Below are 21,245 nucleotides of genomic sequence, written 5' to 3' on the forward strand. Positions count from 1 at the left end.
GTGAGCGCAGCGCGCAAGACGCCATCGTTCCTGGGGACCGGCTGGGCGTTTCCGCCGCAGTTCGGCCGCGACGGGCGCACCGTCATGGTGTCGGACGAGCGCGACATCCGCGAGAGCCTGGGCATCCTGCTGGCCACGCGCCCGGGCGAGCGCATCATGCATCCGCTGTACGGCTGCAACCTGCACGCGCTGGTGTTCGAACACGTCAGCGAAAGCGTGGTTACCGAGATCCGCCAGGCCATCCTGCAGGCGATCGCGCGCTGCGAGCCGCGGGTCGAGGTCGAACGGGTGGCGGTGCTGCCCGGACCGGACGCGCACGGCGTGCTGCCGATCGAGATCGTGTACCGCATCCGCGCCACCAATACCCGGGCCAACCTGGTTTACCCCTTCCATGTGGAAGCCGCTTCATGAGCATGCGGGAGGGGCTGGCGCAGCATGCGCGCCTGCCGGCGGCGCTGGCGCCGCACTACATCGACGTCGACGAGCTGAGCCAGGCCCAGTTGATGACGCTGGCGCTGCACTTCGCCGGCCTGGTGCGCTTCGCCACCGAGGGACCGGAGGCGAGCTGGGACCGCACCTGGCGCGATTATTTCGGCGACGACGAGACGCTGGTGATGGCCGAGATCCTGTCGCTGCGCGTGCACCGCAACCGGGCCGGCTTCGACGCCCTCGTCGACCGCGCGCTGGATGGCATGGCTCCGGGCGGCATGCCGGCGCCGCGCGGCGGCTCGCCGGCCGCGCTGCTGGCCGCGATGGTCGAGCGGCTGGAGGCCTGGTCGCGCTTGCTGCTCGGGCGCGGCAGCCCGGTCGGGATCGACCTGGGCACCCTGATCGTCGGCGTGCTGGACAACCTGCCGCCATCGCTGCGGCGGGCGCTTGCGTACCGGGCGGCGCGCCCCGAATGGAACGCGGGCCGCGACGCGCCGGCGCTGGTGGCCGAGCTGAGCGCGATGCTGGGCCTGGAGCCGGGCGGGGCGGTGCGCGACGACGAGCTGCGCGCGCTGTGCCGCACCTGGTTCAACCAGCTGGCCAAGGCCATCGAGATGGTCCAGCGCGGCGCTGCCCAGCGCCTCGAACAGAGCCTGTCGAGCGGGGTCCACGATCCCGGCGCCGGCCTGCTGCTGGCCTTCGTCCAGATCTACCGGCGCGCCCAGGACGCGGCCAACACCCTGACCGAACGCCACCTCGATTTCTACTACGACCGTGTGCTGCGCATGCGCCCGAAACCGGCGGAATGCGATTCGACCTTCCTGGTGTTCGCACCCGCCGCGCCGGGCGCGCGCACGACGGTGCCGGCCGGCGCCGCCTTCCTGGCCCCGGCCGGACGCCAGCTGGGGGACCTGGTGTTCGCGCCGCGCGAGGGCCTGGTGGTGGGCGACGCCCGCCTGCGCGCGATATACACGCTGTTCTGCGAGCGCAATCCGCTGACCGCGCCCGAGAACGCGCTGTGGGAGCAGCGCCACGGCCGGCCCAGGAGCTATCCCACCGCCTGCCGCCTGGCCAGCCTGCCGGTGCTGGAGCCGGACCAGGCGCTCGACCGGGCCGAACTGGCGCCGCGGCCGCTGTTCGGGGCGCCGCGCACGGCCTCCAGCGCGGCCCCGGGACAGGCCGCGCGCCTCGGCTTCGCCCTGGCCAGCAACGTGCTGCTCATGCGCGAGGGCGAACGCAGCGTGCACGTGACCCTGCTGCTGGGCGCCCAGCGCCACGGCGCCGCGGGCGACGAGACCCTGGGCGGCCGGCTGGCGCAGCTGGCCACGCAGATGCGCGAATCGCAGGCCGAGGTGCGCTACAAGGTGCTGCGCCGGATGTTCACCCTGGCGCTGACCGGCGTCGACGGCTGGATGGCGGTGCCGGCCTACAGCGCCACGTTTGACGCGGCCGGGGAGGGCGGCGTCCACGACGCGTTGCACATCCATTTCACGCTCGGGCACGAGGCCGGCGCGGTGGCGCCCTACGACCCGGCGCTGCACGGCCCGGGCGTCACTGGCGCCTGCCCGCTGCTGCGCTTCGAACTCAATGGCGAAGGCTATCTGTATCCCTACGGTCTGCTGCGCGGACTGCCGATGGCGCGCGCCCAGGTCGACGTCAGCGTGCGCGGACACCGTTCTCTGGCGCTGTACAACCAAATGGGCGCGCTGTCGCCGGCGGCGCCGTTCCAGCCTTTCGGCCCGCTGCCGGCGCATGGCGCCTGGCTGGTGGTCGGCAGCGCCGAGACGGCCTGCAAGCGCCTGACGGCGGCCGAGCTGGCGTTCGAGTGGGGCGGCCTGCCGCAGGTGGCCGGCGGCCTGCGCGCCTGGTACGGCGGCTACGACGGCGAGCCGTTCCGCGACGTGCGCTGCACGGTGGCGGCGCTGGCCGACGGCCGCTGGCAGCCGGTCGAGACCCAGGTCCAGGCGCGGCCCGCGCAGTTGCTGTTCGCCGACGCGCAGGCCGGCCGGCGCCCGGCGAGCGCGCCGGGCGCTGCCGCCAGCGAGGTGGTCGACCTGGGCCCGGTGCTGCACCTGGCGCGCCCGCTGCCGCTGGAACGCTGCGCGCCGGACCAGCCGTTCGCCTGGGAACCGGGCGTCAGCAGCGGCTTCTTCCGCCTGACGCTCGACACCGGCGAATTCGCCTTCGGCCACCGCGACTATCCCTACCAGCTGGCGCGGGTGCTGACCCGCAACAGCCAGTGGCGCTACCGGCGCGACGCGCATGCGCTGCCGAATCCGCCGTACACGCCGACGGTGGAGACGGTGGCGATGAACTACGCGGCGACCAGCACGATCGGGCCGACGCCGGCGCCGTCCGGCGAGGCGCTGCTGCGCCTGCATCCCTTCGGCTGGGAGGCGGCGCGCGGCGGCAGCGAGCACGGCGACCTGCTGCTGCCCTCGATCGACTATTCGGGCAACCTGTACCTGGGCCTGAGCGCGAGCGTGCTGGACGCGCCCCTGAGCCTGTTCTTCAACCTGGTCGAGGACGCGCTGCCGATGTCGGGCCAGCACGCGCGCCACATCAGCTGGGCCTACCTGGCCGGCAACCGCTGGATCGCGCTGCCGCCTCACGCGGTGCTGCGCGACTCGACCCAGGGCTTCATCCGCCCCGGCATCGTCACGCTGGCGCTGCCGCCGGACGCGGGACGCGACAACACCATCATGCCGGAAGGACTGGTCTGGCTGCGGGTGTCGTGCGAGGATGAGCTGAACCGCTTCTGCCAGCTGTATTCGGTGCATCCGCATGCGCTGCAGGTGTGGCGCGCCGCGGATCACATGACGGCGGGTGCGCCGGAGCGCATCGCGGCGGCGACGATCCGGCGCCCGCGCCAGGCCATCCCCGGCCTGGTTCGCGTGACCCAGATGACCGCTTCCAGCGGCGGGCGGCTGCCGGAAGGCCGGATCGAGCTGCGCCGCCGCAGCGCCGAGCGCCTGCGCCACAAGGGCCGCGCGATCGTGCCCGACGATTACGAACGGCTGGTGCTGGAGCGCTTTCCCGACATCGACCGCGTCAAGTGCTTTCCCAACCTGTCGCTGGAGCGGCGGCCGGACGGCGGCGCCTGCCCGGGGCGCGTGCTGGTGGTGGCGCTGCCGGCGTTCGCGTCCAGCGGCCACGTGAGCGTGCTGCCGCGCCTGAACGGCGACCTGGTGGCGCGCGTTCACGCCTTCCTGGCCGCGCGCGTCAGCGCCGACGTGCGGCTCGAGGTCGCCAACCCGTTCTACCAGCGCATCCAGGTGCGCTGCAAGGTGCGGCTGGCGCCGGGACTGGACCACGGCCGCCACGTGAACCTGCTCGACCGGCTGGTCTCGGACTTCATTTCGCCCTGGAACCCGGCGGGCAACACCAGCCTGTTCGGCTGGACCCTGCGCCAGCACGACGTCGAAGCCTTCCTGCTGGCCCAGCCGGGCGTGCTGGGCGTCAGCGAATTCTCGATGCTCAGCGTGAGCGACGCCGGGCGCGACCGCTATATGCTCACCGATACCGCGGCGCCCGGCCGCAAGGGCGAGCCGGCGCCCGACGTGACGCCGCTGTATCCGTGGAGCGTGGCGGTGCCGATCCGGCGCCACGCGATCCTGGTGGCCGGCAGCGAGCAGTCGCGCGTTGCCCGGCGCACCGGCATCGGCAAGCTGGAAATCGGCAGCACTTTCATCATTTCACCCCAAACCGACAATGACCAAGCGAAATAGAGACACGCTGAAGAAACGCTTCGGCGAGGGCGAGATGCCGTCGGCCGGCGATTTCAGCGACCTGATCGAATCGGTGCTGAACATCCACGACGACGGCATCGCCCACAACGAGCGCGACGGCCTGCGCCTGACCCAGATCAGCGGCAACAACCGCGTCCTCAGCCTGTACGGCGCGGTGGAAGAGGAGAGCACCGCCTGGGCCTTCGGGCTGGACGGGCGCAGCGCGCGCCTGACCCTGGATGCGGCGCGGCGCGGCGCGGCGTCGGCGGAGATGGACGCCGACGACGAGGCCGACGGCGGCGGCTACGCGGTCCTGACCCTGCTCGCGCCCGACGGCGGCGGCAGGACCGATGGCCGGATCGGCGTCAACACCCGCCATCCCCGCCACCAGCTGGACGTGGACGGCGTGGTCGCCAGCAGCGGCCGGGTCGGCGCCGCCGGCAGCCGGCCGGCGCCGGCCGACGCCGAGTGGCACACCATCGGCGGCCCCTACCAGGGCTGCACGGCGCTGGAAGTGACGGCCGGCGCCGGCCGCCGCGATTCCGGCAAGTACGCGCTGATGCACGCGTTCGCGCTGCGCGCCTTCGACGCCAAGGGCGAGATCACCTATCACCAGGCCCATTACGGCTCGCGGCGCCATCGCCTGCAGCTGCGCTGGCTCGATGACAAGGCGGTGCCGGGCAACTACTACCTGCAGCTGCGGGTCGGCTGCGCCTATGGCCAGAACACCCGCATCCAGTACCACCTGACCTCCCTGTGGCTGGATCCGCGCATGGACGGCAGCGCCGCGCCGGAGGAAGCATGAGCGGCCGCGGTGACGGCGTGGCGCGTTTCGCCCTGCAGCTCGCGCCGCGCCAGGCGCGGCTGGTGGCCGAGGCGCTCGGCCTGCGTCCCTATGGCCAGGTGCAGGCGCTGATGGCGCGCCTGGAAGCCTGGGCCCGGGACTGGACGGAGGGGATCGACGCGCGCGGCGGCGCGGCGCCGTTCGTGCTGGACGCGTGCGAGCTCGCGCTGGTGGTGTCGGCGCTGTCCGACCTGCCGTACCGCCGGGTGCACGCGCTGGTGCGCGGCCTGGAAGCGCAGCTCGCGGCCTTGCGGCCAGAGGCCGCGGTCACGGCGCTGGAGGGGCGGCATGACGGCCGGAGCGGGCCAGCTCGCCGCCCCGGGCATGGATGACGAAACCAGCTTCGACGCCCTGCGCGGCGCCGGCATCGCGGCGCTGCAACGCCTGTGCGGCGAGGTCTGGACCGACTTCAACCTGCACGACCCCGGCGTGACCACGCTCGAACAGCTGGCCTACGGCCTGACCGACCTGGCCTATCGCACCGGCTTCGACATGGCCGACTACCTGACCGGGCCGGATGGCAGCATCGACTACGCCGGCCTGGCCCTGTACCCGCCGGAGGAAATCCTGCCCGGCGCGCCGCTCACGATCGCGGATTACCGGCGCCTGCTGTATGGCGGGATCCCGGAACTGGCCGACGTCTGGATCCGGGCCGAGGGCGGCGGCCTGCTCGCGATCGACGTGCTGCCCGAGCACGACGGCTCGGCGGCGGCGCCGGCGTCGGGTGAGGCACAGGAGGCAGCGGACGGGGCCGCGCTGGCGCGCCGCGTGCGCGCCGTGTACGCAGCCAGCCGGGCGCTGGGCGCCGATCTGGCCCGGGTGCGCGTGCTGCGGCCACGCGCCTATTACCTGCGCGGCGAGATCGACACCTGGGGCGAGCGCTCCCAGGCGGAGGTGCTGGCCCAGATCCTGTTCGACTGCGGCCAGTACCTGTCCTCCGGCCTGTCGGCGCAGCGCCTGCGCGACGTGATCACCCTCGACTGGAGCCCCGAGCGCGTCTACGACGGTGCGGCCACGCGCCATGGCCACGTCAGCATGCGCGAGGGCGCCGACGACGAGGCGCCCGTGTCCGTGAGCGAACTGATCGGCGTGATCCAGAAGATCGACGGGGTGCGCCGCATCCGCGCGCTGTCGATCGTCGACGCCGACCTGCGCCCGGTGCCGGCGATCCCGCGCGACCGTGCCGATGGCAGCTGCGGGGTGCTGGCCTTTCCCGTGGGCGAGCAGCTGGCCGAGCTGCTGCGAGTGCAGCCGGAGCAGGGCATCGAGTACGGCGTGAGCGAGCAGACGATCCCCCCGATGCCGGCCTGGCGCAGTGCGAATCGCCTGTTGTACGAGGAGGCCAGGCTGGAGCTGGCCAAGCTGCGCTTCGAGCAGCGCGCCTTCCGCGCCGACGACAGCGGCATGCGCACCCGCTACGCGCTGCCCTCCGGCACCCATCGCGAGCTGCACGCCTATTACTCGGTGCAGCACGAGTTCCCTGCCGTGTACGGGATCGGCAAGTACGGCCTGCCCGACAGCGCGAGCGACGAGCGCAAGGCCCAGGCACGCCAGTTGCAGGGCTTCCTGTATCCGATGGAGCAGCTGATGGCGAACTACCTGCAGAACCTGCAGGACTTCCCGCGGATGTTCGGACTCGGGCACGAGGATGCGCGCAGCTACGGTTCCCAGTACCTGGACGGCCCGGCGGCGCCGGGCCTGGACGTCCTGTACCGCGAAGGGCCGCACGCCACCCGCGCGCGCCTGGAGCGGGTGCTGGGCCGGCAGGACGAGCACGTCGAACGCAAGGGACGGGTCTACGATTACCTGCTGGCCATCTATGGCGAGACCTTCCCGCAGACCGCGCTGCGGCGCTTCAACGACTATCACCCGCACGACACCGAGGCCTGGCTGCTGGACGCCAAGCGGCGCCTGCTGGCGGAACTGGTCGAACTGAGCGCGGGCCGCGGCAGCGGCGCCGACTACACCCTGCCGCTGGACGCGCCCGGCGCGGTGTCGCCGCTGGTCCGGCGCGCCGGGATCCTGCTCGGCTTCGACGGCGGCGAGCGCCATCGCAGCCTGTGCCCGGGCCGCGACGGCGCGCGCCTGGCGCTCGCGGAGGACGAAGAGGCGGCGCCGGACGCCGTGGCGCCGGCGGCGCCGGACGACTGGCTGCCGGTGCCGCCCGCGACCGGGCGGGCCGCGGCGGCGGCGGCGGCGCTGCCGGGGCGCGCGGATCGGCTCGACGAAGCCCTGTTCCGCGACGGCGCCTTGCTGTCCAACTACCGGCTGGCGCGCCGGGCCGGCGCCTACGAGCTGCACGTGCAGGCCGGCGCGCGCTGGCGCCTGCTGTCCAGCCACGGGCGGCGCAGCGAGGCGGTGGCGGCGGCCCATGCGGCGGTGGCGGAGCTGGCGCGCCTGAACCGGCGCTGCGAGGGCATGCACCTGGTCGAGCACGTGCTGCTGCGGCCGGGCCTGGGCCGCGAGGACCAGGAACTGCAGGGAGACGATGGCCTCGGCAATCCGTCGTTCTACGCGGCCCACATTAGCGTGGTGCTGCCGCGCTGGACGCTGCGCTGCGCCGACCGGGGTTTCCGCAACTTCGTCGAGGAGACCGTGCGCGAGCATTGCCCGGCCCATATCCAGCCCGGCTTCCTGTGGCTCGGCCCTGCCGACATGGCCGGCTTCGAGGGCTTGCACGACGCCTGGCGCGGGGCGCTGCGCGAGTGGCATGCGTCCGCGGACGAGGCGCGCGCCCGCCTCGCGCAGCCCTGCATGACGCGGCCGGCGCGCTGGTGCACTTCCTGCGCGTGCACCGCAAGGAGCCCGCATGAGGCAATCCCGATGAGCGGCCCGCACCTGATCGAGCGGCTCGACGTCGCCTTCGAGTTCGATCCGCCGGATCCCGAACTCCAGGACGAGGGGCTGCTGCTGCGCCTGGTCAAGGACTCGCTGCTGTCGGTGCTCGACGAGGTGATGGATGCCTGCGACGAACCTGGCGCCGTCCTGGTGCTGCCGTCGCTCGCGCTCGACCTGGGCACGATCGAGCGCCATGCGCTGCGCGAACAGGCGCCGGCGCGCCTGCGCGCGCTGCTCGAGGATGCGCTGGCGGGCGCGCGCCAGCAGGCGCGGCTGGCGGCTGGCGGGAGGCAGGCACGGAGCGGTGGCCAGGACGGGGCCGACCTCCCCACCATCAGGAGCGCCGAGGACGACGCGCTGGCGCGGCTGGCGGCCTTCCTGCGCAGCGGGCGGCTGGGGTGGGAGGCGCCGCCGCGACGCGGCGGGTTGCACGTGGAATTGCTGGATGGCCTGCTGGCGTCGGCGCCCGGGGCGCTGGCGCGGATGCTGGCCGACGCCATCCGTCAGCCGCAAGCGCTGCGGCGGCTGGCGGAGCAGTTCCCGCCGCGCCAGCTCGAGGCGATTCTGGAAACGGCGGCGCCGGGCCAGGCGCGCGCGCTGTTGGCCTGTTGCGCCGCCCTGGCCACCGGACCCGGCGCGATGGACGCCGCGCTGGCCTGGACCTGGGTGCTGGGCGTGGCGCTGGGCGCCACGGCGCCGGCCGCCGGCCTGGCGGCGGTGGCCGCGGCGATCGGACGCCCGACGGCCGCGCCGGACCGCGCGGCGCTGGCGCCGGAAGACGGCGAGCGCCTGGCGGCATGGTGGCGGCGTGGCGAACGCGATGCCGGCGCCGCGGCCGTGCTGGAGCGCCTGCTGGCGACCGGCGGCGCGGCGGCCGTGCGTGACGGCCTGGCGCGGGTGCTGGAAGGCGCATTGTCCACCCCGGACGCGGCGCGCCGGCTGGCCGGCGCCATGTCGCTGGGACTGCGCGAGCGCCTGCTGCGCTTTCTGATGCCGTCCGGCGCCACGCGCCTGCTGGCCCTGATGAGTGAAGTGGAACGGCAGCTGGTGTCGCGGGTGGGCGACCGTGGCCGCGCCGCCGCCGCCCATGCGCGCTGCTGGCTGGAGCTGCTCGTGGCCGGCCTGGACGGCGCGCACGTGGTCGTGCGCGAGGATGCCGTGCGTGCGCGCCTGCACGCGGTGCTGGATGCCGCGGCGCAGGGGGCGGCGCTGCCAGATCAGGGCGATCCGGCCGCTCCCGATGCCGCAGCGCCGGACGATCTCGCGCAACTGGCGGCTTTCCTGGAGCGTGGCCGCTTGGACAACGCGCGGCCGGTGGCGGGAGAGCCGCACGTGCTTTTGCTCGCGCGCCTGCTCGAGCGCGCCGGGCGCAGCCGCGCGGCGCGCGAGGCGCTGCTGCGGATGCTGGCCAGGGCGTCGGCAAGCCCGGTGGCGCTGCGCAGGCTGGTCGCACAGTTCCCGCAGCGCCAGCTGGCCGGCATCGTGCATGCGGCGGTGCCCGGCCAGGTGGCGGCGCTGCTGGCGCTGTTGCTGGAATCGCAGGACGGCGCGGGTCTGGACCTGCCGGCGCTGGAGGACGACGTGCGCGCCGCCTGGCACGACCTTTTGCTGCGTGCGCTGGGCGGGGGACCGCCCGGGGCGGACGCGAAGGATGAGGAAGGCGCGCAACTGGCCGGATTGGTAGCCTGGTGGCGCAGCGGCCGCTACGATCCGGCCGGAGCGGCGCGGCTCGAGGCGCTGCTGGCAAGGGTGGAGCAGGACGGCGTGGACGCGCCCCTGAAGGTGGCGCTGGCGCGCGTGCTGGCCGCCCCCGACGGCGCGCTGCGGCTGACGCGTGCGCTGCCGGAACGCCTGCGGGAATCGCTGGTCCGCTTCGCGCTGCCAGGCCTGGCGCCAAGCGCGATCGCGCTGATGCAGCAGCTGCGCGCGCGCCATGCCCGGGCGCCGGAGACCTGGATCGGTGCCTGGGCGCGGCTGTTGACGGCGTGCCTGGCGCCGCCGGTGTCGTCGGCCGCCGTGCAGGTCTTGTGCGAACGCCTGGAGGCGGAGCTCATGCCGGCGCGGGCGCGGGAGGAAGCGCCGGCCGCGTCCCAGGACCGGATGCCGGCTGCGCTCGACGAGCTCGAAGCCTGGTGGCGTGGCGGCCAGGCCGATGCCGCGCGCGCCGCGCGGATGGAACGGATGCTGGCGCGGGCCACGGTTGCCGGTGGCGACGCCGACCCGGGCGCCGGGCGGCGGCTGGCGAAGGCCCTCGTCGCCGCGCTGGCGCGCACGGCGGCCTTGCCGGAAGGGCCGCGCCGCCTGGCCGCAGCGCTGCCCGAGCAGCTGGGAATCGCCCTGTTGTGGTTCGCCGTGCCGTCGCTGGCGCCACGGCTGGTCGCCTTGCTGCAACGCCTGGGCCGGCGCCTGTCGTCCAGGCCGGACGCCTTGCGGGATTGCTGGGCGCAGGTGTACGCGCTGTGCCTGGGTTCGGCGCCATCCTCGGCGTCGGTGGAAGCCTTGTGCGGTCGCCTGGAAGCCGCGGCCCCGCCGGACGGCGCGCCGCGCCGGCGTGGCGCGAATGCCCGGGTCCGGCAGGGCAAAGGGGCGCTGGACGGGCTCGAAGCGTGGTGGCGTACGGGGCATGCCGATCATGGCCGTGCGGCGCAGCTGGAGCGCCTGCTGGCGGTCGCTCCGACGGATGCCGCCGATGCCGGGACGGTCGAGCGCACACTGGCTGCGGCGCTGCGGCGCACGCTCGCCTCGCCCGGCGGCGCGCGCCGACTCGTGTCCGCGCTTCCGGTGCACCTGCGCGAAACCTTGCTGGCGCGCTTCGCTTCCGACTTCGCAGCCGCTGCGATCGTGCGCCTGCGTGCGCTGGGCCGGCGGCTGGCCTCCGCACCCGGCGCCGCCGGCCCGGCGCCCGGCCTGCACGCGCGGTCATGGGCCGAGGTATTCGAAGCCTGCCTGTCGCCGACGGTGACGGCGGCCTCGGTGCAGGCCCTGTGCGTTCGCCTGGACGAGGTCATCGCCCTGGTCGCGCGCCACGGCCAGAAGGAGACGCACAAGCAAACGCAAGAGCGGACGCAACAGCGGACGGAAGATGCACCCGCGGCGTGGCGCGGCGCCTCCGCGCTCGAGCGCCTCGCGGCTTTCCTGCGCAAGGGCCGCCTGCTCGGAGCGCATGCGACGGCCGGAGTGGCCGGCGACCGGCAGGCGCCGCTCGAAGAAACCCACGTGACCTTGCTCGACGGCTTGCTGGCTGCGCCGTCGCTGCAGCCGCTGTGGCGCATGCTGGCCACCGCCCTCGCACGTCCGGCCGGGGCGCGGCGCATGGTGGAGCAGTTCCCCGAACGGCAGTTGCGCGACCTGCTGGCGCGGGCGGTCCCAGCCCGGGCCGAGGCGCTGTACGCGCTGGCGGACGAGCTGCAGCGCGCGGGTCTCGCGGCGGGCATCGCGCCGCGGCGGCTGCGCCTGCTGGTCTGGCCCGCGCTGGTCGGCGCCGCCGTGCGCGCCGCGACGGGGCAGGCGCCATTGCCGCCGTTGAAGGCGCTGCGCGGGGAACTGCTCGACCGCCTTGCCGCACCTCCGGACCAGGCCGGCGCGGAGCAGGACGGTGCGGCGATCCTGGCCGCGATTGCGGCGCTCGCGCCCGGTGCGCCGGTGCGCGCGCGTCTGCGCGAGCTGGCCGGTTCCGGCAGTCTGGGGGCGCTGCGCGCACTGGTACGCAAGGCGGCGCAGCTTGACGCCGCCGACGCGCTGCTCGCCATTGCCGATGGCGTCGAGCTGTGCGCGCGCACGCATCCGGGCTATCCGCGCGTGGAGGCCTGGGCCGACCTGCTGGAAGCCGCCCTTGGCGGCGCGACGTCCCGGCACATCGCGCAACTGCGGGGCCGCTACCTGGGCGTCGCAGGCGATGCACTGCGGCTGCGTCAGCCCGGCGCCGCGGCGCCAAATTCCAGGCCATGGGAGCCTGCTGCTCCGGATGGCGGCGCCGGGCGCGCGTTGCGGAACCTGATGTCCGGCGCCGCACGGGCGCGGGCCGGCGACAGGGAAGCGTTCAGGGAAGCGTTCAGGGAAGCGTTCAGGGACGCGTCCGGCTGCGCCAGCCCTGTCCCGTCCGACCCGGCGGCGCGGCGCCTGCTCGACGCGTGCGCGGTGCTGCAGAACGGGCTGGTCGCCGCCACGGCGCCACCGGCGGCGCTCGACGCCACGCGGTGGCTGGAGCGCATCCGCGGCCATCTCGACCGGGAAGATCGTATCGCGCCCGCGCGCCGCGCCGTCATGGTGGAGGCGATCGCGGCGGCTGCGGGGGCCAGCGGCAACGAGCAGGCCTGCCTGCGCGCAGCGATGGATGCCCTGGAGCGCGGCGCGCCGCTGGACCTCGATGCGATCGTCCTGCAGGGAGGTTCGCTGGCGCAGGCGACGCGGACTGCAAGCGAAGCAGCGAGCGCGATCGTCGCGGCGCTGCTGGCCGCCGACGGCGATCCGCCGCCGTCCGCATGGGCCGCGCTGCTCGAAGCGCGGCGCGACGACGTGCTGCGGTCGCTGCGCACCGCCGGACGCCGGCGCGGCTGGCGCGCGGCGCTGCGCGAGGGCCTGCCGCAGCGGATGCTGGCCGACCTGGTCGCGCTGTCCCGGCCCGATCTCGGCTCAGCGGTGCGCAACATCGCCACACGCGGCGACCTCGTCGCCCCGGTGCTGGGAAGCGGCTGGCAAGACGCGCTGTGGCGCGGCGCCTTCGACCTGGCGGCGCGCCCGGCCCGGGGCGCCACCCCCGACCTGACCGCCGCCTGCGATCAGGTATTGCGCGCCGCCGCGCCGGGCGCACGGGAGCAGGCCGCGCTGCTGGACGTATGGCGGGCTGCCCAGTCCGCGGCGGGGCAGATGCGCGAGACGCGCGTCACGAAGCCTCCAGTTGCCGCGACCGTCGCCGACGGCGCGCGCGGCATTGTCGAGGGCGAACGCATCGCCCTCGACAATGCCGGCATGGTGCTGATGGCGCCGTACCTGCCGCGCCTGTTCGGGATGCTGGGGCTGGTGGCCGATGGGGCTTTCGTCGACCTCGATGCCGCCGAGCGCGCCGTGCACCTGCTGCAGTTCGCGGTATCGGGCGCCAGCAGCACGGCGGAGTATGCGCTGCCCCTGAACAAGCTGCTGTGCGGCCTGCCGCTGGAGGCGCCGGTCCCCGCCGGCATTGCGCTCACGCCGGTCGAGCGCGGGACGATCGAGGGCTTGCTGGAGGCGATGATCGCCAGCTGGAGCGCGCTGGGCCGCACCTCGGTGGAAGGGCTGCGCCAGTCCTTCCTGATGCGGGACGGGGAGCTGGCCCTTGGCCCGCAGGGCTGGGAGCTGTCGGTCGTTCGCGGTCCCTTCGACATGCTGATGGACCGCCTGCCGTGGAGCTTTTCGATCGTGCGCTTCGCATGGATGCCGGCGCCGCTGCACGTGAGCTGGCATTGATGTCGACGAACAGAACAAATGAGAGGGATGACGGACATGGAAAAGACGACAGACAAGGCCAACGCAGGCATGGTTGAGCGAGCGCCGCTCCGGGCGCCGGTCGCCGCCGACGTCGTGCTCACGCGGGCCGAGCGTCAGGGGGCCGACGACATGCTGGGAGCCCTCATTGCCCAATGGCGTGGCGTGGAGCACAGCTTCGTGGAACGTCTGCCCTGGAGCTTCTCGACCATCCGCCTGCCATGGATGGCGGCGCCGCTACTTGTGCACTGGCGCTGAGGAGGCGCCGGTGACCACGTCCACGATGGAGCAGCCGACGCTGCAGGCCAATGCCGCCGCGCTGGCGCGCGAAGCCGACTGGTTCGGCAGGATACTGCACGCGCGCTTCACCCATTATTTCGGCGACGGCGACACGCCGTGCGCGCTCGAGGCGCCGCCGACGCTGGATCGCGACGCGTCCGAATACGCGGCGCTGGTGAACCAACTGGGCTTCGGCATCGAGGAGCGGCTGGTGCTGATGCTGGCGCTGCTGCCGCACGTGCGGCCGCAGGCGCTCGACCTGTTCTTCACCCAGAACAAGCTGCAGGGCCAGCGCTTCACCGAGTTCGGCGGCTGGCGCGGCAAGACGCACGAAGGCTTCCTGCCGACCTGCGAGACCGCCGCCTTCCTGCTGGCGGGCGACGACCTGGCGCAGCGCTTCCGGGTGCTGGCATTGTTCGACGACGACCATCCGCTGATGCGGCGCCGCATCGTGCGCCTCGAACAACCCGCCGCCGGCGAACCGCAGCTCGGCGCGATGCTCAGCCTGGCCCCGGAATACCTGCAGCGCTTCACCACCGGGGCGCGTCACAAGCCGGACTACGACCGCCAGTTCCCGGCGAAGCTGATCACGACCCGGCTCGGCTGGGACGACCTGGTGCTGGCGCCGGAAGCGCGCCACGACGTCGAGAGCATCGGCTTGTGGATCCGCGAGTCCGGCAAGCTGCTGGAGGAGTGGGGCCTGGAACGCGCCGTCAAGCCGGGCTACCGCTGCCTGTTCTACGGACCGCCCGGCACCGGCAAGACCCTGACCGCGACCCTGATCGGCGCCGGCGCCGGGGTCGACGTCTACCGGATCGACCTGTCGATGATGGTCTCGAAGTATATCGGCGAGACAGAGAAGAACCTGGCCAATGTGTTCGACCAGGCCCAGGACCGGCGCTGGATCCTGTTCTTCGACGAAGCCGACGCGCTGTTCGGCACCCGCACCGAGGGGAATACCTCGAACGACCGCCACGCCAACCAGGAAATCGCCTACCTGCTGCAGCGGGTCGAGGACTTCCCGGGCGTGGTGATCCTGGCCAGCAACCTGAAGGCCAATATCGACCAGGCGTTCGCGCGCCGTTTCCAGAGCGCCGTGTATTTCGGCATGCCCGACGCGACCCAGCGCCTGCGCCTGTGGCAGGGCATGTTCCGCGACCCGCGCCGGCTGGGGCCGGACGTCGACCTGCGCGCCCTGGCCGAGGCCTACGAGCTGGCCGGCGGGGCCATGACCAATGTGGTGCGCCACGCCGCCATCAGCGCCACGCGCCAGGGACGCGACCACGTCACGCAGGCCGAGCTGCTGCTGGGGATTCGCAAGGAAATGATCAAGGAAGGGAAGACATTCTGACATGAAGCCGATCTTTATCGTCTTTTGCATCGCGCTGTCCGTCGCGCTGTCCGGCTGCACTGGCGACGATGCCGACAAGCGGCCCCAATCGGCGACGGCGACGCCAGCTGCCGGGCGCGTGCCGGGCCCGGACATCTCCGATGCCGATGAGCGGGCTCTGGTCAGGCGCCTCAATACGCCGGAGGCGGCGCGCGTCTTCCGGCAGTACAACGCCACCGGCGGCCGGCAAATCCAGGATCACCTGCGCGTCATCTACGGCGCCGACCCGGCCTTCAAGCGCGATGCCGGCAGCGCCCGGCGCCCGCTGGAGGACAACGTCGTGGGGCCGGTCACGCTCAAGTGGCTCGTGCAGTTCTGCCGCGACTACGGCATCGTCGCGAGCGACCCCAGGTTCGAGCGCGCCGTGGTGGCTTCGCTGGAACAGGTCGCCGTGATTGCCGGCGTCTACCCGAACTGGGTCGAGATCCTCTCCGGCTCCGACTTCGAAGAGTGGATTGCCGGCCAGCCGGACCCGGACCGGAAACTCAGCCTGCAGCGGCGCCGTTCGGGCGACGCTTCCCAGGTCATTGCGCTGATCCGGCAGTACCAGCGCGAACCGGCGCCGGTGCGTCGACCCCTTGCACCGATCGAACGGACCTTCGGCTACGACCCCAAACGGACCGAAAAGATTGGCGACCTGGCCGCGGTGGCCGACCGCCTCAAGTCGCTGTCGGGCCATTTGCCCGAACATGAGCGCATCTTCGACGAATATGTGCGCGAGGAACTGGGAGGAATCGTCGTGCCCAAGGGCGCGCTGGCGTTGGTCAAGCGCCATTCAAGGGTCGACGCCTATCTGGTGAACGACGAACTGCTGCAGCGGCTGCGCGCCGAAGGAATGCCCGAGGCTGCCGTGATCGCGTTAAAGGAACTCGCAGGCAAGGAGTATGCGAACGCCCAGGAGTTCCAGGACGTGTTGCGCGAGACTGCCGACGCCAACGACCAGCTCGACGCGGTCGAGCGCAAGCGGCTGGATATCGTGCGCGGCGCGCGCGTCGTGCGCTACCAGGTGCCCGCGGACCTGGCCGAGAAGCTGGCGGCGGGAACGCAGCCCGACCCGGCGCTCGCCGCCCTGTTCGAAGGCTTCAGGAATGTGCAGTACCCGACCAGGGAACTGTTCGACGCCGCACTCGACTGGCAGGTGCGGCGTGGGCTTGGCATGTGCCCCGATCTGCCGCCGAAAACGCCGGACAAGGATACCCCGCAAGGACCGCAGGGTAAGCTCGACGAGCCCGCCCTCGCGCAACTCGAGGTGCTGATGCAGGGACGGGAGGTGTCGTTCGACCGGATAAGGAAGCTGCGCGAGCGGCGCGGATGCAGCGCCGCCGAGCAGCTCGAGGCCGACGAGCTCATATACAAGGTCGCACAGGTCGTGATACCGCGCCTCGAAGGCGAGATGGACTTCGATATCTCGAACACCGTGCCTGCGCTGGCGGCACGCACGCGTGACTGGGCGCCCGACTGGTGCCGTTGCGCGCGTCCCGAGCAGGACGGGATAGTGTATGGATTTTATCCCCTGTGGCTCGATGCCGGCGAACGCCAGATCGATTTCGGTGCGCTCACGCGCATCGGGCTGTATGGCGTGACGGTCGACGAGGACGGCGCGCTGCGGGGACCGCCGGGCATGGAAGCACTCGCCATTTCCGACTACCTGGGGTCGATGATGCGCGCCGCCCACCGGTATGACGTCAAGGTGGATTGGGTAGTGTCGCGCAGCGACTGGGCGGAATGGCGCACCTTCACGGTCAAGCGCAAGCAGGAAGTCCTCGCGGCGCTTGGTGAAAATATCGAGGACCTGCTGGAACGCGAGCCGCCCGATGGCCGCCAGGCCATGATACGGTTCGCTTCGCTGGGCCAGGATGCCGGACCGACCGGCGGGGACGGCGTCGTGCTGTACTTTCGCGATTTTCCGGGTGCGGACAAGGAGTTGTATAACGCCTTCGTCGCTGACCTGTACAAGCGGCTGGACGGGATGAAGCCCGCGCGGCGGCTCAGTATTGCGGTCGAGTACCAGGAGCTGGGCCGGGCGGGCCCGTTCGCCTACCGCAATATGGTCGACCTGATCAAGGAGGTCAATCCGGTCGACACGTCGTTCGCGGACAGTGGCAGGCAGATGGAGAAGGACATCCCGATCCTGGCCCTGATCCCGGAGCCAACCCGGGACAGCAAGAAAGCGCTGCGCACCGGGATCCAGAACGCGCTGCACGGCGCCGACGCAGCGCGCCTGCAATGGGCGTTGACGCCGGTGGTCGAATACGACGGCGTCGGATCGGCCCAACTGGCCGACGACATCGTATTCGCTGCGGCCAACTATCGCGGGGTCGGCTTCTGGCCGCTCGCCTTCGCCGGCACGCGCGGCCCCGACGACAAGCTGGCCGACAATGACGCCAACCGGCTGGTGGCAGGGTTCCTGCAGCCCTTCGGCGACCCGGCCACCAAGATCAGCTACCACGCCGGCTACCTGTGTCCGCACCGCCTGTGGCTGCGCTGGATGTTCTGGGGAACGCTGGCGCTGGCGATCGGCGTCGGTGCGGTGTATTTCAGCTGCCGGGGGTGCAATGAACGCCTCGACAATAGCGGACTGTACTTCGGGGGCATGGTGGCGCTGCTGGTGTTGCCGCTGCTGACGCTGGCGGTGCTGGTGGTGAGCGATCCGTTGCTGACTGGTTATCTGAAGTATACGCTGGCGCTGTATGGCACCGGCGGCATCGTGGCGGCGGCGCTGGTGTCGCGCTATTACTTCAAGAAGTCGCGCCGCAAGCTGCCGTAGGGTGGTCGGGCGGGCGAACCGGCCGTGATCATCGAATCATATTGATACCGACATCTTTAACGGAGGAGACCCTCATGCAAGAGCGGATGCATTCACCAGAGCGGAAGGAAAGCGAGCCTGGCGGCGCCCGTCGGCCAGTTGCCGGCGTGGCGGTGCGGAGGGATTTCGTTGACAAGCGCTCGTCGGCGGTGGTGCAGGGCGAACTCATCGACATGGTCAACGACAGTGCGCGGTTGTCGCAATCAATGGCGTTGAGCAATGTTATCCACGCCGGTGCGCGGCAGGTGGAGGAGGGTCATCGACCCGGCCCGGCATCAGGCGCGGCGGTTCAAGCGCAACATGATGATGGAGCATCGGGCGGCCAGTCGCCAGTGCAGCGCCCACGAGAACCCAACCATGCCGGGCTGCCGGATCGATTGAAGTCAGGGATAGAGTCGCTTTCCGGGATGAGCATGGATCATGTCAAGGTCCACTACAATTCGTCCAGGCCGGCGCAATTGCAGGCGCACGCTTACGCGCAAGGAAGCGAGATTCATGTGGCGCCCGGTCAGGAACGATATTTGCCGCATGAGGCGTGGCATGTGGTGCAGCAGGCGCAGGGGCGCGTAAAGCCGACAATGCAGCTCCATACCGGGCAGGCGGTGAACAGCGATGCAGGTCTGGAGGCCGAGGCCGATATCATGGGCGGAAAGGCTTTGGACCGAGGCATGGCCCGCATGCCGCCACCAGGCCACGTCAACGTCGACGCCACTCCGGTCGCGGTCGAAGGCATCGCGCAGTTGCGAGGCAATCGACGCCCGGCCGCTTATCGGCAGTTCGCGAACCGGACAGATGTGCCGGCCCGCCACCACGTCTTCAACGCCGAGACAGGTACCGACGGCCGGCTTAGCGGACTGCATGCTTATAAAGACGGCGCATTACCGAACAATGTCCAGGTGCTGTTTACCCATGGAAGCACGAATGGGGTGCATATCATCGTATGCACCGACAACGTGGCGGTCAACGGGATCCGCTACTGCAAATGGAGTTCGATGTTTCCTCGAGATATGCCGGAGGCAGTGGTGTGCTTCCTGCTGCTTCGGGCGGCAGGCCTGGTCGAGGCCAACGAGGCGCCGGAAGTCGGCACCGGGTATGGAACGATCGCGGTAGGCGGTTCCGGCGATACCAGGTATCCCGTTCATTCAGGGTCTCGGGCAATTCACGCGACACTCGCCGCCGCCTTCGGGAACGCTTACACGCCGGCTGGCCATCACCCGCTGCCGAGCCTGACGCGTGGCGGTGTGGCCTACAGGATTAACAACTAAGTGTTAGGTGGCCAGTCGAATTTACCCTTCGCCCGGCTCGTGAAACTCATCCGCCCGTGAGAACAAATCCCATGCCGCAATGAACAGCGCCGCGATCACCGGCCCGATCACGAAGCCGTTCAGCCCGAACAAGGCCATGCCGCCCAGGGTCGACAGCAGGATAACGTAGTCGGGCAACTTGGTGTCCTTGCCGACCAGGATCGGGCGCAGGATGTTGTCGACCAGGCCGATCACTAGCACGCCATAGGCGGCGAGCACCACGCCTTGCCAGATCTCTCCGGTCGCCAGGAAGTAGACCGCCACCGGCGCCCACACCAGCGCGGCGCCGACCGCCGGCAGCAGCGACAGGAAGGCCATCACCACGCCCCACAGCAAGGCGCCGCTGACGTCCAGCGCCCAGAAGATCAGGCCTCCCAGCGCACCCTGGGCCATCGCCACCAGCACATTGCCCTTGACCGTGGCCCGGATCACCGTGGTGAAATTCTGGAACAGGCGGCCCTTGTATTCGACCGACAGGGGCACCGCGCGCTGGATGCGCGCCGCCAGGATGCGGCCGTCGCGCAGCAGGAAGAACAGCAGGTACAGCATGATCGTCATGCTGACCACGAAGTCCAGCGTGTTGCGCCCAATATTGAGGGCGTACTGCGCGGTGGCCTGGCTGATCTGGGCAGCGCCTTCGGCGATCTTGTCCTGCAGCGACGCCAGGTTCGTCAGTTCAAAACGCTCGAGCAGCGAGATCGCCCAGTCGGGCAGGGCGCGGATCACGAGGTTGAAGTAAGAGGCGACGTCGACCTGGCCCGCGCTGACGCGGGCATAGATGGCGGTGACTTCATTGATCAGCGACGAGGTGATCAGGGCCAGCGGAAACAGCACCATCAGCACGATCACCAGCAGCGAGAGCAGGGCGGCGGCCGTCGGCCGCCCCTTGGTCGCGCGCAGCAGGCGCGATTGCAGCGGTGCGAACAGGATGGCGAACACGACGCCCCAGAACACGGCCCCGGAGTAGGGCAGCAATACCCAGAAGAAAGCGATCGTCACGATCGCCAATAACATGAGGAAGGAGTTCTGCGGCAGCGTATATTGCTTCATCGGCGGAGTGAAATGGTTGATGTTTCCTGATGATAAACCATGCCATCGCCTGTACGACTGCGTTTCGCGTGGCGCAGTGCGCGTCCTGACAAATAGTTCGACTTTTGGTGAAGTGTCGCTTAATGACCACGAAGTCATTTCAATCGTGCGCATTGTTTAAATGACATCTTGCGATAATTAATGTCGCCGCGTCAAGACGTAGTCTGGCGGGCTTCAACCAACATTCTTTATCGGAGAGTCACATGTCCCGCAACGCGCCGCGCACCATTCACACCACACTCGTCATTGCCCTGAAGGGCGCCATCCTGCTGGCGCGGCAAGCGCCGGCATGGCCCAGGCCCAGCAGTCGCCGGCCCTCGATCGCATGAGCATTTCCGCCGGCGCCTTCTATGCCGAGCCGAAGATCCATCTGGGCGGCGACACCCGCTACGGCCGCGTCGACACGCCCGACGAAAAAATCGACGACGTCACCCTGCCGCGCGTGAAGGCCGAGATGCTGATCGGCGACAGCCATGGCCTGTCGTTCGATTACTTCCGCTTCGACGAAGACTGGCCGGCAGCGCCAGCGGCGACACCGTCTACGAAGGCCGTCCGGTCAGCGGCACCATCACCGCCGACGCCGACCTGCGCCTGGAAATGGCGCGCTTCGCCTACAAATGGTGGATGGGCAAGGAAAAGAACGCCTTCGGCGTGGGCCTGGGCGCGGCCTACCTGCGCGCCAAGATCTCGGGTTCGGCCGAGGCAAACCTGAGCGCCTCCAATCCGGTCGAGAACTACTCGTTCAGCGGTTCGGCCGAGGGCAGCGACAGCGTCTGGGCGCCAACCGTCGAGCTGGCATGGCGCCACCAGTTGAACGAGCAATGGCGCTTCTACGTCGACGCCTCGGGCATCAAGAAGAATGGCGGCACGATCGAGGGCCATATCTGGAACGGCGCCGTCGGCGTCGAATGGTTCCCGCACAAGAATGTCGGCCTGGTGCTCGACTACAACGTGCAGAAGATCGACCTGCACCGCAACGGCGACCGCACCGCCGACCTCGACCTGAAGCTGAAGGGACCGTCGGCCTTCGTCAAGGTGCGCTTCTGATACACGGAAACCGCGCGATTCAACCGAAAAG

The 21,245-nt window shown here is 70.9% G+C and carries 12 protein-coding genes; 10 read left to right on the forward strand and 2 right to left on the reverse strand.

The window, feature by feature from the left end:
• The 9 genes from DIR46_RS25085 (at position 1) to DIR46_RS25125 (ending at position 19,039) form a co-directional block, all read left to right on the forward strand.
• On the forward strand, positions 1 to 411 hold the full coding sequence (locus DIR46_RS25085) for a GPW/gp25 family protein (protein WP_229446409.1): 411 nt from the start codon (positions 1 to 3) through the stop codon (positions 409 to 411).
• Complete coding sequence (locus DIR46_RS25090; RefSeq protein ID WP_162819640.1) at positions 408 to 4,157, forward strand: baseplate J/gp47 family protein; 3,750 nt, start codon at positions 408 to 410, stop codon at positions 4,155 to 4,157. Before DIR46_RS25085 ends, DIR46_RS25090 begins: the two co-directional genes overlap by 4 nt.
• Positions 4,141 to 4,962 carry a hypothetical protein gene (locus DIR46_RS25095; RefSeq protein ID WP_109347668.1) on the forward strand — a complete coding sequence of 274 codons (822 nt, stop codon included), beginning with the start codon at positions 4,141 to 4,143 and terminating at the stop codon, positions 4,960 to 4,962. The genes DIR46_RS25090 and DIR46_RS25095 overlap by 17 nt, the downstream gene beginning before the upstream one ends.
• Positions 4,914 to 5,333 carry a hypothetical protein gene (locus DIR46_RS25100; RefSeq protein ID WP_162819641.1) on the forward strand — a complete coding sequence of 140 codons (420 nt, stop codon included), beginning with the start codon at positions 4,914 to 4,916 and terminating at the stop codon, positions 5,331 to 5,333. Before DIR46_RS25095 ends, DIR46_RS25100 begins: the two co-directional genes overlap by 49 nt.
• The gene (locus DIR46_RS25105; protein ID WP_109347670.1) at positions 5,290 to 13,281 is read left to right on the forward strand and encodes a contractile injection system tape measure protein; all 7,992 of its coding nucleotides are present in this window, start codon (positions 5,290 to 5,292) and stop codon (positions 13,279 to 13,281) included. The genes DIR46_RS25100 and DIR46_RS25105 overlap by 44 nt, the downstream gene beginning before the upstream one ends.
• Before the next feature lie 27 nt (positions 13,282 to 13,308).
• On the forward strand, positions 13,309 to 13,557 hold the full coding sequence (locus tag DIR46_RS25110) for a hypothetical protein (RefSeq protein ID WP_109347671.1): 249 nt from the start codon (positions 13,309 to 13,311) through the stop codon (positions 13,555 to 13,557).
• A gap of 10 nt (positions 13,558 to 13,567) precedes the next feature.
• On the forward strand, positions 13,568 to 14,929 hold the full coding sequence (locus tag DIR46_RS25115; RefSeq protein WP_229446410.1) for an ATP-binding protein: 1,362 nt from the start codon (positions 13,568 to 13,570) through the stop codon (positions 14,927 to 14,929).
• A gap of 1 nt (position 14,930) precedes the next feature.
• Positions 14,931 to 17,735 (forward strand): hypothetical protein, encoded by a 2,805-nt coding sequence (locus DIR46_RS25120; protein ID WP_109347673.1) that lies wholly within the window; start codon positions 14,931 to 14,933, stop codon positions 17,733 to 17,735.
• A 74-nt stretch (positions 17,736 to 17,809) separates the two neighbouring features.
• The gene (locus tag DIR46_RS25125) at positions 17,810 to 19,039 is read left to right on the forward strand and encodes an eCIS core domain-containing protein (RefSeq protein WP_229446411.1); all 1,230 of its coding nucleotides are present in this window, start codon (positions 17,810 to 17,812) and stop codon (positions 19,037 to 19,039) included.
• 21 nt (positions 19,040 to 19,060) lie between these two features.
• Here the strand turns inward: DIR46_RS25125 and DIR46_RS25130 are convergent, their stop codons facing one another.
• Both DIR46_RS25130 and DIR46_RS25135 read right to left on the reverse strand, forming a co-directional pair.
• Positions 19,061 to 20,128 carry an AI-2E family transporter gene (locus DIR46_RS25130; protein ID WP_109347674.1) on the reverse strand — a complete coding sequence of 356 codons (1,068 nt, stop codon included), beginning with the start codon at positions 20,126 to 20,128 and terminating at the stop codon, positions 19,061 to 19,063.
• A gap of 268 nt (positions 20,129 to 20,396) precedes the next feature.
• Positions 20,397 to 20,642: a hypothetical protein gene (locus DIR46_RS25135; protein WP_109347675.1), complete on the reverse strand. Its 246-nt coding sequence runs from the start codon at positions 20,640 to 20,642 to the stop codon at positions 20,397 to 20,399.
• 122 nt (positions 20,643 to 20,764) lie between these two features.
• Here DIR46_RS25135 and DIR46_RS25140 point away from each other — a divergent pair, with 122 nt between their 5' ends.
• Positions 20,765 to 21,214, forward strand: a complete 450-nt coding sequence (locus tag DIR46_RS25140) for an autotransporter outer membrane beta-barrel domain-containing protein (RefSeq protein ID WP_109347676.1) — start codon at positions 20,765 to 20,767, stop codon at positions 21,212 to 21,214.
• Positions 21,215 to 21,245: the final 31 nt, after the last annotated feature.

The organism is Massilia oculi (assembly GCF_003143515.1).
In the GTDB taxonomy this organism is placed as follows: Bacteria; Pseudomonadota; Gammaproteobacteria; order Burkholderiales; family Burkholderiaceae_D; genus Telluria; species Telluria oculi.

What these genes read in the sequence shown, in the direction of transcription:
- DIR46_RS25095 (WP_109347668.1), top strand. Translation starts at nt 4,141, where the DNA reads ATGACCAAGCGAAATAGAGACACGCTGAAGAAACGCTTCGGCGAGGGC.
- DIR46_RS25125 (WP_229446411.1), top strand. Translation starts at nt 17,810, where the DNA reads ATGCAAGAGCGGATGCATTCACCAGAGCGGAAGGAAAGCGAGCCTGGC.
- DIR46_RS25090 (WP_162819640.1), top strand. Translation starts at nt 408, where the DNA reads ATGAGCATGCGGGAGGGGCTGGCGCAGCATGCGCGCCTGCCGGCGGCG.
- DIR46_RS25130 (WP_109347674.1), bottom strand. Translation starts at nt 20,128, where the DNA reads ATGAAGCAATATACGCTGCCGCAGAACTCCTTCCTCATGTTATTGGCG.
- DIR46_RS25140 (WP_109347676.1), top strand. Translation starts at nt 20,765, where the DNA reads ATGGCGCGCTTCGCCTACAAATGGTGGATGGGCAAGGAAAAGAACGCC.
- DIR46_RS25105 (WP_109347670.1), top strand. Translation starts at nt 5,290, where the DNA reads ATGACGGCCGGAGCGGGCCAGCTCGCCGCCCCGGGCATGGATGACGAA.
- DIR46_RS25110 (WP_109347671.1), top strand. Translation starts at nt 13,309, where the DNA reads ATGACGGACATGGAAAAGACGACAGACAAGGCCAACGCAGGCATGGTT.
- DIR46_RS25120 (WP_109347673.1), top strand. Translation starts at nt 14,931, where the DNA reads ATGAAGCCGATCTTTATCGTCTTTTGCATCGCGCTGTCCGTCGCGCTG.
- DIR46_RS25135 (WP_109347675.1), bottom strand. Translation starts at nt 20,642, where the DNA reads ATGGCTGTCGCCGATCAGCATCTCGGCCTTCACGCGCGGCAGGGTGAC.